Annotated in this window: 1 protein-coding gene; it reads right to left on the reverse strand. The window is 48.1% G+C overall.

Annotation, left to right across the window (positions count from 1 at the left end; genetic code table 11):
* The coding region (locus tag E5983_RS09505) for a DUF1542 domain-containing protein (protein ID WP_160333527.1) at window positions 1–449 on the reverse strand (449 nt) is incomplete at both ends.

Below are 449 nucleotides of genomic sequence, written 5' to 3' on the forward strand. Positions count from 1 at the left end.
CTGCTTCATCAATTGCCGCTTTCGCTGCTGGTTTAACCTCTGCTACTGGATTGATCGCTTGGATTGCAGTAATACCTGCAGTCGCTGCTGTTTGAACTTCTTCAGAAGTCTTAGCTGCATCAATCGCTGCTTTAGCCTTGTTGGCTTCTGCATCAACAGATGACTTAGCTGCATCTTTCTCTTCTTGAGTTAGATCGTTACTGGCATCAATTGCCGCCTTCTTATCCGCTGCCGCCTTGTCGATAGCTTCTTTGGCTGCTGGTTTCGCTACTGCTTCTGGATTAACTGCTGTAATTGCATTTGTACCAGAATCTTTAGCCGCATCAACACCTGCTTGGTCGGTAGCCACATCGACTGCGTCCTTAGCCTTAGCTGCCTCAGAGTCTACTTCTGCTTTCGCTGCTGCTTTCTCTTCAGCTGTTAAGTCATCACGAGCATCAATCGCTGCC

Origin of the sequence: Streptococcus danieliae (genome assembly GCF_009767945.1) — a bacterium.
In the GTDB taxonomy this organism is placed as follows: domain Bacteria; phylum Bacillota; class Bacilli; order Lactobacillales; family Streptococcaceae; genus Streptococcus; species Streptococcus danieliae.